The following is a 10,564-nucleotide window of genomic DNA, read 5'->3' on the forward strand; positions in this document are numbered from 1 at the left end:
GCAGCAATGTGGAGATGGTGTGAACAAACGGTGAAACCTTCGTTACCCCTGCCGGGCGCGGCAAAAAGTCTCGAAAAATTAACCTGACGGCAACCTTGCCGCAACGTTGACAGGGTAGCCTTGCGCAAGAAGGCGAGCTTTAGCATGACAAGGAGGCTTCGATGCAGCTTATGCCGCAGGGCGATCATTACGTCTGGTACTGCGACTGGTGCGACACGAGGAACCTGACACATTGGGTCAGGGTGGAGAGAGACGAGGTCTGCTGCGCGGCCTGTCAGAGGAAGTACCCGGTTATGGAGAACCCGCGGCAGACGAAGGGGAAGAGACCGTCCTACTACCAGATCCTTTGAGACTGAGCGCACTGCCGGAGCTACCGGGTCGGGTTCCTTCTGCCGCGCCTGCGGTTTGGGCGCCCCCACTTACTTCGCGGCGCGATAGAAGATCGTGCGCGCCATTTCGGTGGCGGCGGCGCGGAAGGTCTCCTGCGGGTGCACCTTGCAGTAGCTCTCGATGAGCTGCATCCCTGGATCGTCGTTGGCAGCCTGGAGTTTGGAGACGTTGTTGATGCGCCTGTCGTAGGTGGCCAAACCCGTCAGATAGCCGCTCAACCACTGTTCGAAGGGGAAGCTTTTTTTCTCCATCCGGGCCTTGAGAAACCCGGCGCAGCTTACGTTGCCGGCCATGCTGGTCGGGATCGGGGCGGCCCCCTCGGCGCTTTGCATCATCAAGACGGCGAGCGCCGCGGCACAGGCGACTGTTTTCATGGACATAAATGCGTACTCCGGGGAAGGGAGGTTCAGACAAGGATCGCGGAGAGATACTTCTCCACGTACTGCGGGGGGATAGCGGCATCGCGTATCCCGTTTCTGAGACGGCTCAGGTATTCTTCGTGCGGCGCCCCCTCCTGCTGCATCGGGTCCACGTAGACCAGGCAGCGTAGTTTGCCCCTTTCCGTTTCCACCACGAGAAGTTCCTTCCTGTAGTGCCCCTGCGGCACCCCCTCGAATTGGTCCAGGCTGCTCTCGTCTTCCTCCGAGAGGGCGTACACGGTCCCGAAGACGACATCCGCAACTGAGCGGACGACACTCGCGTAGCCGCGGGTCGTTATGATCCAGCGATAGCCGATCAGCACCCCCGCGCCTATAGTCAGGAAGCCGGGGCAGCGGCTCCTCATCTGTTTCAGCCACAGGTTGGAGCCGTAGGCGAAATAGGGCTTCATACCCACCTCGTGTCCTGGTCAGGAAAAAATGAAATCCGGCTTTGCCGAGTCGGCTCGGGCTGTACCAAGTTGCTCTTCTGTGGACGTTTCCACGTCGGTTGTGGATAGAGCCCTTAAAGCTGTGGATAGTTAACGGGAATGTAACGTGTTTTTAACGGGTTTAGCGTTTTGCACAAGGATTCGACAGAGAACTCAACCAGCTGGAATTACATATGAAATTTTTATGGCTCCGTTTCGGAAAAACTACTTTTGGCCCCTTAGGCCGTAACACGGGCAAGAAAGGTTGATAGACGCCGGAATCTGCGTCGTTATGCACATGCAGGGCGTGCGGCAAAAGAGCTGGAAAGCTCGTCCCAGGACAGCGAGTCCACGATCCAAGTCGCCCCCGCCAGACGTTCTCGCGGATAACTGTTGGTGACGGCCATGACCTTGACGCCGGCGCCTGTCGCCGAGGCGATGCCCGCGGGGGTGTCCTCGACGGCAAGCGTGGTCGCCGCTAATACGGCGGGGAAGATCTCCTGTAACCGCGCCACGGCCTCCCGGTAGCTCTCTGGGTCGGGCTTGCTCGCCGCCACTTCGTCGGCGGTCACCATGGCGTCGAAACAGCCCGTCAGCCCGAGCAGGGCCAGCACCGGCTCGATGTCGCCTCTCCGTGCGCCGCTGCAAAGGGCAGTCGGCAGATAGTCGGAGATGGAGCGGACCAGTTCCACTGCACCCGGGTACGGGGCAACGCGGGAGGCCTGGCGCGCGAACGCCTGCCCCTTTTGGCCTATCAGATCGTCGAGATCCGCATCCGACAGCGAACGCCCCGCTTGTTCGAACCCCTTGCGAAAGGCGTCCCGATCGTCGAGGCCGAGAAAACCCTCCAGGTAGTTTTGCCAGGAAAAACACAAGCCCAACGGCGCCAGCACCTCCTGGAAGGCTTGGAAATGTATCGGTTCGGTGTCCACTATGGTTCCGTCGAAATCGAAAATAACGGCGCTGAACATGGATGCTCCTTGTGAACAAGATTGCAGCAAATCGCCTGAAAACCCGGAGCGCCTGGGGACGGGATCCTCGTAGTAGCCCGTCGTATGCGGTCACTGATGCGGGATGACCAAGGTTGTACCTCATAGTTATTACATCGTTGTGAAGAACGAATCATAATTGTGTGAACAGGGGTGAAACTCTCTAGGGAAGGAACTGCTCAAGCGTTTAACAGCTGTTATAGATTTGCACAGGAGCAGCGCGACGCTCTGTCTGGGCTTTGATCGAAATATTGAGCACTTGTTGTAAAACAGAATTTGGCAGAATATTTGCAGAATAAATGACAAAGAACGGTACTCGGCTGACCTTTCAATAGGAACCAGCGAGCCTAATAACAGACGCAGGGACAGAATATTCTGTTTCTGTTCTGCTTTCTGCATGTGAAGTTCACACAATTGTAACTTTATTGTTGCAAGTAAGAAGCATTCGCATACCGAGATGCTATCGACAACATTCGTAAAGGAGTGGAAATGAAAAGGTACCAGCACCTCCCTATAGGCGGAAAGATACTTGCCGGCTTTCTTCTGGTGGCGGGACTGACGGGCGCAAGCGGCATCGTCACGGCCGGAAGCATCTGGGATGTCAGCAGGCGCGCGGAAGCCATGTACAGCGGGAACCTGGTACCGCTCAGCCAGCTGCCGGAGGTCGTCAAGGGATATCAGACCTCGCTGTACCTGCTGCGGGACATCGTGATCGATCGTTCCGAGCAGGAGCGGCAGGAGCACCTTGCGCTTTTGAAACAGTCCGCGGACCAGGTGGATAGGGGGCTCGCCTCCTTCTTTGCCGTGAATCGCAGCGCCGAGGCGGTGGCGCTGCAGCAGTCGATCACGGAGGACCTGAAGCTGTACGGCTTTTTCCGCGACAAGATCGTGGACCTTGCCGCCCAGGGGCGCCAGGACGAGGCGATCAACATCATGCGCAACCAGGGAGGGGACGTCATCTCCAAGGTCGACGAGGAGATCGCCAAGGCGATCGCAATCAACAAGGCGCAGGCCAAGAAGCGCCACGCCGACAACGAGAGCGCCTCAGTCCAAGCCCTCGCCTTCAGCGCGCTCTGCCTGTCCCTCGGGGTAGCTGCCGCCGTCCTGGTCGGCTACTTCATGTCCCGCGGCATAACGCGGCCCCTCAGGGCCATCGCCGGCAAGGTGGCCGAGATCGCCGAAGGAGACCTGACCGCCCGGATCGCCACCGGCGACGACGGCGGGACCTCCAGAAACGAATTGCACCTCCTCGCGCACCACGTAAACGGGATGGCGGAGACCCTCCATGGCGTCGCCTCAGGCATCGTGCGCCAGTCCGGTAAACTCGCCGCCGCTTCCGGAGAGCTGAACGGCACCTCCTCCCTCATGGCGCGGCAGGCGCTGACGGCAAGAGGGGAGATCGACACGGTGGCGAGCTCGGGCGAAGAGCTCAACCAGACCGCCTCCGAGATCGCCCGAAACTGCGGCATGGCTGCGGACAACGTCTCAGTGGCCAACGGCGCGGTGGACAGGGCCCGCGGCGTCATGGGCGAGACGCTCGCCAGCATGCGATTGATAGGCGACCACGCCCGCGAGACCTCGGGACTTGTCGGCGAACTCGGCAAGCGCTCGCTCCAGATAGGCGAGATAACGGAGACCATCGACGACATAGCGGACCAGACCAACCTCCTCGCGCTCAACGCAGCCATTGAGGCTGCGAGGGCGGGCGAGCAGGGGAGGGGGTTCGCCGTGGTGGCCGACGAGGTCCGGGCTCTTGCCTCGCGCACCACCGCGGCGACCAGGGAGATCTCGCAGATGATCAAGTCGATCCAGGCGGAGACCCGGCGCGCAGTGGAGGCGATGGGGCGGGGCGTGGTGGAGGCGGAGCAGGGGGTCGGCAAGGCCCAGCTTACCGGCGAGGCGCTGGAGGCCGTGATCCGCAGCATCGGGGCCATCTCCGTGGAGGTGAGCCAGATCGCGACGGCCGCCGAGGAGCAGAGTTCGTCGGTATACGGGATGACCGGCAACATACGGCAGGTGAACGGGGTGATCAGGGAGAGCGAGGCGGGGATCCAGCAGTTCGCGGCTGCCGCGGCGCAGATGCATCTGGTAGCCGAGGATCTGGAGAAGATGTCGAGCCGGTTCACGTTGGAGCAAACGGCGGGGAAGCCCCGGGACCTCGGGGAGGCGCCTATGGCTTGGTTGGGGGGTGTTCCGGCAGCGTCCCTGGGGGCGCTGCCGGGGTAACGACGGTCCGGGAGGGGAGCGGCGCGAAAGATGCCTGAGCCCGGTGCATGGCTGCAACGGGCCGCTCTTAACCTGGCGCCGAAAGGGCGCCGGGGAGAGCTCGCGGCTTTGGGAGGCCTTGCCTAAAGCGCCTTCGCCAACGCCTTTCTCGCCTTCTTGAGCCCCTTCTTCACCTTCTTGGCGCCCGCCTCGTCCAGGCCGGCGATCCGCTTTTCCACTTTGACCAGCGCCTTTGCCGCGCGTTTGCACCGTTTCTTGCCGCACTCCTCGAGTTTCTCGAGGCCTGCGGCGAGCCGGACCAGTTCGCAGCTGACTCCTTAGCCTGCTCCAGGATGGAAGCGAGGTTTCGCGGGTTGATGCCGCGGACCTTCGCCAGTTCTTCCCGGCCCGCGCCGGCGATCTTCTCGAAGTCGTCCAACCCCGCTTCGATCAGGCGCTTGCTCTGCACCCTCCCTATCCCCTTGATATGCTGCACTTCGAACTGCGTGAAACCCGCAAGAGGGTCATCCTCGACTACACCAACAAGGGCATTCCTTTCCCTGCGAACCTCGACGCCAGGGCCTTCACCACCTGCGGCAAAAAGAGCAACGACAGCCCGGGAGAGGGGCTTGGGGGCGCCTGGATCGGCAAGGTCGTCGAGGCGCCGTGAGCCGGTGCAACTGGAGGCATTACATGCTTAAGCAGAGGCAGAACGTCGTGGTGATGGGCCTTGGTTACATCGGCCTTCCCACGGCTTCGATACTGGCCACCAAGGGGCATGCGGTCCTACGTCTGGGAACTGATCGAACTCGCCAACCGGCACCCGCGTGTCAACATACTCCAGCCCGGGCCTGGGGTAGGGGGGCATTGCATCGCCGTCGACCCCTGGTTCATCGTCGCCGCAGCCCCCGAAGAGGCGCGGCTGATCCGGACCGCGCGCGAGGTGAACGACGCGAAGCCGCACTGGGTGATGGACAGGGTGAAGTCCAAGGCCCGGCGCTTCAAGGACCCGGTGATAGGTTGTCTGGGACTCGCCTTCAAGGCCAACATAGATGATCTGCGCGAATCTCCGGCCCTGGAGATTACCAGGGAGCTGATGAGTTCGGGAGTGGGGCGGGTGATGGCCTGCGAACCGAACCTCTCCCAGGGCAGGGGCGATCTTCCCCTGTACGGGCTGGAAGAGGTGTTGAGGGACGCCGACATCCTTTTGGTCCTGGTCGATCACGAGGAGTTCAAGGAGATGGACCGCGAGCTGCTCAAGGAGAAGGTCGTCATCGACACTCGGGGCGTGTGGCGCTGAAGCTGCCTGAAGCTGCGCCTGCGTGCCTTCTGCCCTGCAGCCTGTTTCTTGTCATCTCCTGATCTTCTTCTCTTTAGCCACCTCCAGCTTCTTCCATCCTTTCCGCGAGGCGTATGTTGGCACTGCGACATCGCCGAGGCTCTGCCCGTTCATATTGGCACGGAAGTTCCAATGCGGTAAGCCTCGAGCGTAAGCCGGCGGCCAAATGCTCGACCATCATCAGGGGCTTTAGCCCGATGGTTGGGCTGGGGAGCCCGCAGTGTGTCCGGCCCCTTCGGAGATGGACGTCAAACACTGGTTCTTGTGCACTAGACACTGTTACCAATTCGTTACCTACGACACGCTGTTACACGTAATAGATCTTGCGTAATGACTGAGTTTGAATGGAAATCTGTGTGTCAGCATGCGATTAAACAGGCGTTTATGAGAGCGGTATATTTTTTGCTGTACGCCAGCAACTGTATCGAGGATGAGAAAAGAAGTGGCTGTGTGTGACTTTGATTTTCAGATGAGAGTCCGTTAACGGGTTGACCAAGTTCTTGAGGGGGATGGCATGGAATTACATAAACAACAGATTATGGGGACCTTATTAAAAAAAATCACAGCCGTTGCTTTGACTGCTTCGGCTGCACTTTTGCTGCTCGGTTCAATAGCCTTGGTTGCGCCACTAGCCGTTGTGGCTGCAGAAAAACAATATCTGCCGAGTGCTCCGGCTAATCCAACAATACATCAGGTCTACTATAACACCACTGTCAAATGTGAGTACATTTACAATGGGCAGGAATGGGTCCCGCATGATGCTTCTATCAATGGCTACATTTTGAAGAAGTATAAGAAGCCCAATCCGCCTCAAAATAATCCGACGGCAGCTGGCAATTCACTTCAATAATTGGCAGGGAGTGTTACATGAAAGGACTATTTACTATATCGCTCTGTTCAGCGGCCCTGTTCCTGGCTGGGCTTATCTCTGTGGGCCACGCAGCGAACTATTGCCTTGACGCGAATAACAACGACCTGTGCCCTAATAGCATTCATACGAAGCACCAGGCGTTCATGGATGACTGCAAGGGGTGTCATGACCTTAGCAGCACATTTGTGGCGTCGAATTCATTCTTCAAGGATAGTTCCAAGCGAGCCTTTCAGCCCGGCGGTCCCGCCCCGATTTTCGTCCCGTCCGGTGCGTGGAGTTCGCCTCAGACAAGTAACGCGGCGACTTGCTCAAACATCGCGTGTCACAACATCCCGACCGGTACTTACACATACTACATATATGACTATGGCCTTGATACGACAGTGCCTGTGACAGTCAGCTACGGCGGCATGAGCAATGCCACTGCCCTATGGCAGGACGACCCAGCAACCAACTGCAACAGCTGCCACGGCAACCCCCCCCTGGGGAGGACATGGCATAACGGCTCTCATGGCAACGGCATACCGGGGGGGAACAATTGTGAGACATGTCACCCCGATGCCAAATCAAATCTGTCACCTGATGGGAAGACTATAGTCTCCAATTACATCACCGCGCCAAGTCAACACCAGAATGGAACTGTGAACGTAGTTGCGAACTATAACTCAACCTGTTTCGGCTGTCACTGATACGGATTTGCACTACTAACTGGATAACCGGTGATCCCTATGACGAAAAGACTGATACTTATAGCACTGTTCATTAGTATGCTGGGCATTATAAGCACCAATGTCGGCGCAGTTGATGCTCCTCATACCAGCGTCTGCATAACGTGTCATAACTCGACCGCGCCTGCGGACAGCAACTTGTTCAATGGTACCTGTCTGAGGTGTCACAGCGCGACCGGTTCCTCTATTTACAAGTTCAGCGATGCCGACCAGGGCAACACCTCGCATCGATGGGGGGGGAGTGTCGTGAATCCCGGCGCCGGCGCCCAGTCGCCATCTGTAGGGGCTATGGTTCAGGTCCAGGGCTACACCGGGTCCCAGCTCTCCTGTGCGAACTGTCATAACCCGCATCTGGATACCAACAAGAGGTTCCAGCGTATCGCCAATGGCGCTGACCAGATGTGTCTCGATTGCCACCGGTCGCGTGCTGCGACAACCGCTGCAACAGGAACCCACCCTGTCTTCGTCGGATATAGCGCCGCAGTGAAAGCTTCCCCTGCGAAGTTTGTCGGCATGGCCCCGGTAAACGCGAATCCCGCCAATCCCACCTCTGACCTCGGAAGCAGGTTCAGCGCCGACGGCAAAATTCTTTGTTCGACCTGTCACAGGGTGCACTCCGCTGATTCGCGCAGCTCTAACTATGTGAACGGCTTCAAGAACCTCAGTTCCGGGGACGGCAATCTCCTGCGCACCAACCCGCGCGGAGCAAAAGTTGCCCCCGGAGCCCAGGATTCCATAAACATCTGCACTAACTGTCACACTGGCAAGATGAGTCACAACGGGAAGGGACAGGACATCCAGTGCATCGACTGCCACGGCGCCCACGTTGAGTACGATCCCATGGACCCGACTGCCGCGCAGGGCCGCAACATCAAACTTATCCGTCGCTATATGCCCGGGAGAAGCAGCCAGGTATTCTTCCGCTACACCGGCAGCCGCATGGAGTACAAGAACGGTACCGGTACCGGTGTGTGTGAGGGTTGCCACATCCCGCCTGCTTCCGTTCCGGAACACGCAAGCACCGATCCCAAGGTCTGCAACAAATGCCATGCCCACAATGGCACCAAAGGTTCCTTTTCGGCTTCCTGCGATAGCTGCCATGGGTATCCGCCGACGGTTACCAAGTGGTTCAATCCCGGGAAAACGCACAGCAGCAGCAATGACTGCAGTCTGTGCCACAACACAAGTCCCTCGGTGCACATGAACAACGTTCTTGATCTACGGTGCGATGGTTGCCATGGTTTCCCGCCCAACTATCCCAACGGCAGCACCAAGGCGAACAGCCACGGCAGCCATAATTTCAGCTGTGACAAATGCCACTTCGGGACGACCTCGACCGGAACCACCGTTACCAACTCGGCCATCCACGACAACGGGGTGTATGACGTCACCGCCGGGCCGGGCGCATCCTTCACCTATCAGTACCTCTCCACCGGCGGGACTTGCTCCAACATCAACTGCCACAGCGGTAACGGCATCCTCAGCAACCCGGCCCCGGTAAGTTGGGGGACCGCGCTTGGCTGCATCGGGTGCCACGGCGACTCCTCCACCCTCGCCTCCGGGTCACATGCCAAGCATCTTCAAAAAGGAGCAGGCTGCGCCGATTGCCACTCCGCCACGGCAAAAAGCAATACCACTCTGGTGGCAAACGGGGCGCACATGGACAGTGTCGTGGAAGTGAACGGCTCAAGGCTTGCCGGGATGAGCAGCAACAAGACCTGCACCAGCGCCTGCCACCTCGCAGCCACTCCGCAGTGGGGCGTAGCCAGCACCGGCGCCTGCGGTACCTGCCACGCCACCGTGCCGTCTCCGGGAAGCGCCCTGATAGCCAGCGGCGCCCACTTCGCCCACTTCTCAAGCTCGGCCACCTCCTACGGGCCGATGCTGACGCAGACCTCCGTGACGAGCTGCCAGGCCTGCCATAGCAACAGCGGGTACCCCAGTCCGGCCCACGTGAATGGCGTCGTAGATTTTAATATCGGTCTCGGCTACTTGAGCGCTGGAACCGGCACCTGCACCCCCTGTCATCAGCAGCGGGTAAGCTGGACCTCCGGCGCGGTGACCTGCGAGAGCTGCCATACAGGCACCCTCTCGGTGATCAACGGCGTCACCGCCCAGGACAAGGGGCTCGCCGCCACCCGCGGCCACGGCGCAGCAGGGAAGGGATGTCTCTCCTGCCACGATAGGAACCAGCGCCACATCGGTGGCGCCGGCAGGCTGATAGCTCCGCTCACCGTCAGCTTCAACGCTGAGTGCAGCTATTGCCACAACAACGCTGCGGTGGTGCAGGCAAACCACCTCAACATGGCCAGCCACGTGACCACTAAGGGCGGAGATGCCGCCATGGCGTGTGCCACCTGCCACGATCCGCACGGCACCAGCAACCTCTCCCAGATCAGGACAGTGATCAACGGCAAGAGCATCACCTATACTGAAGCCGGCGCCGGTCTGGTCAACCTGACCACCAACATGGGACTTTGCCAAGTGTGCCACACCAAAACCGCGCACTACCAGGCAGGGGTGCCGGAGACCGGGGGGCATCCAACCACAGGCTGCCTCTCCTGCCACAAGCATGATTCCGCGAGGGCCGCCTTCATGCCGACTGGTACCTGCGATGCCTGCCACGGCTATCCCCCGGCACCCAAGCGCACCGCCAGCGCCGTGATCTTTGGCAGGATGAACAACTGGTCCAGCGCCCGTTTCGAGGATTACTCCGGCGGCGGCGGGGCTCACTTGGTGGCAGCGCACGTCTCGCCGTTCGCCAAGGCGTCGGAAGGATGGGCCAACTGCACGGTGTGCCACAACGCGGGTGCCACCGGCTCCGCGCCGTACCACAAGATGGCCATTCCGGTTAAAAACTACATCGAAAACGTCACGATCATGGTGGACAACAGCTTGCGCTTCGCCAACAGCTTCACCGTCTACACCGGCGCGCGCCTCACCAGCGTCCCGGGTGCGAACGCCACCGGCAGTTGCTTCAACATCGCCTGCCACATGAGCCCGTCGGTCAGGTGGAGCAGCGAAAGATAATCAAGTTTCTGGATCAAACACCGATTCAGCTTGAACAATAAAAAGGGCAACAAAGGAAGATCCTTAAAATGGAGGGAAAGATGTTATCTAAGTATGGAGGACGATGTTTGTTGGGGTTGGCACTTCTGGTGCTGACACTGATGGCGCTTGGTGCCGGACAGGCAC

The 10,564-nt window shown here is 59.4% G+C and carries 10 protein-coding genes and 1 pseudogene; 7 read left to right on the top strand and 4 right to left on the bottom strand.

The window, feature by feature from the left end; genetic code table 11:
• Positions 1-161: 161 nt before the first annotated feature.
• A complete protein-coding gene (locus K419_RS0116710) occupies positions 162-350 on the top strand; it encodes a hypothetical protein (protein WP_026842572.1) in 189 nt (62 codons plus the stop codon).
• 69 nt (positions 351-419) lie between these two features.
• Here K419_RS0116710 and K419_RS0116715 read toward each other — a convergent pair whose 3' ends face one another.
• The 3 genes from K419_RS0116715 to K419_RS0116725 form a co-directional block, all read right to left on the bottom strand.
• Positions 420-770 (bottom strand): hypothetical protein, encoded by a 351-nt coding sequence (locus tag K419_RS0116715; protein ID WP_035497358.1) that lies wholly within the window; start codon positions 768-770, stop codon positions 420-422.
• Between the two features lie 26 nt (positions 771-796).
• Complete coding sequence (locus tag K419_RS0116720) at positions 797-1,219, bottom strand: gamma-glutamylcyclotransferase family protein (protein ID WP_026842574.1); 423 nt, start codon at positions 1,217-1,219, stop codon at positions 797-799.
• Positions 1,220-1,527: 308 nt separating this feature from the next.
• On the bottom strand, positions 1,528-2,208 hold the full coding sequence (locus tag K419_RS0116725) for an HAD family hydrolase (protein WP_026842575.1): 681 nt from the start codon (positions 2,206-2,208) through the stop codon (positions 1,528-1,530).
• Between the two features lie 507 nt (positions 2,209-2,715).
• Between K419_RS0116725 and K419_RS22830 the strand changes: the two genes are divergently transcribed.
• A complete protein-coding gene (locus K419_RS22830) occupies positions 2,716-4,452 on the top strand; it encodes a methyl-accepting chemotaxis protein (RefSeq protein WP_051293068.1) in 1,737 nt (578 codons plus the stop codon).
• A gap of 373 nt (positions 4,453-4,825) precedes the next feature.
• On the opposite strand, the pseudogene K419_RS24310 reads toward K419_RS22830, so the two are convergent.
• Positions 4,826-4,927: pseudogene (locus K419_RS24310) on the bottom strand (helix-hairpin-helix domain-containing protein); the annotation flags it as partial.
• On the opposite strand from K419_RS24310, the gene K419_RS0116740 reads away from it, so the two are divergent.
• The 5 genes from K419_RS0116740 to K419_RS0116750 all read left to right on the top strand — a co-directional run bounded on the left by K419_RS0116740 (position 4,919) and on the right by K419_RS0116750 (position 10,399).
• Positions 4,919-5,101, top strand: coding sequence for a hypothetical protein (locus tag K419_RS0116740; protein ID WP_026842576.1), 183 nt, complete (start codon positions 4,919-4,921; stop codon positions 5,099-5,101). The pseudogene K419_RS24310 and the gene K419_RS0116740 sit on opposite strands and share 9 nt — an antisense overlap.
• Before the next feature lie 108 nt (positions 5,102-5,209).
• Complete coding sequence (locus tag K419_RS22235; RefSeq protein WP_318842539.1) at positions 5,210-5,731, top strand: UDP binding domain-containing protein; 522 nt, start codon at positions 5,210-5,212, stop codon at positions 5,729-5,731.
• 553 nt (positions 5,732-6,284) lie between these two features.
• The gene (locus K419_RS23635) at positions 6,285-6,620 is read left to right on the top strand and encodes a hypothetical protein (RefSeq protein ID WP_156912228.1); all 336 of its coding nucleotides are present in this window, start codon (positions 6,285-6,287) and stop codon (positions 6,618-6,620) included.
• 164 nt (positions 6,621-6,784) lie between these two features.
• Positions 6,785-7,330, top strand: coding sequence for a CxxxxCH/CxxCH domain c-type cytochrome (locus K419_RS24500; RefSeq protein WP_226377721.1), 546 nt, complete (start codon positions 6,785-6,787; stop codon positions 7,328-7,330).
• A 327-nt stretch (positions 7,331-7,657) separates the two neighbouring features.
• The gene (locus tag K419_RS0116750) at positions 7,658-10,399 is read left to right on the top strand and encodes a cytochrome c3 family protein (RefSeq protein ID WP_226377720.1); all 2,742 of its coding nucleotides are present in this window, start codon (positions 7,658-7,660) and stop codon (positions 10,397-10,399) included.
• The last annotated feature ends 165 nt before the right edge of the window (positions 10,400-10,564 follow it).

Source organism: Citrifermentans bremense R1 (assembly GCF_000426865.1).
Taxonomy (GTDB): Bacteria; Desulfobacterota; Desulfuromonadia; order Geobacterales; family Geobacteraceae; genus Geomonas; species Geomonas bremensis.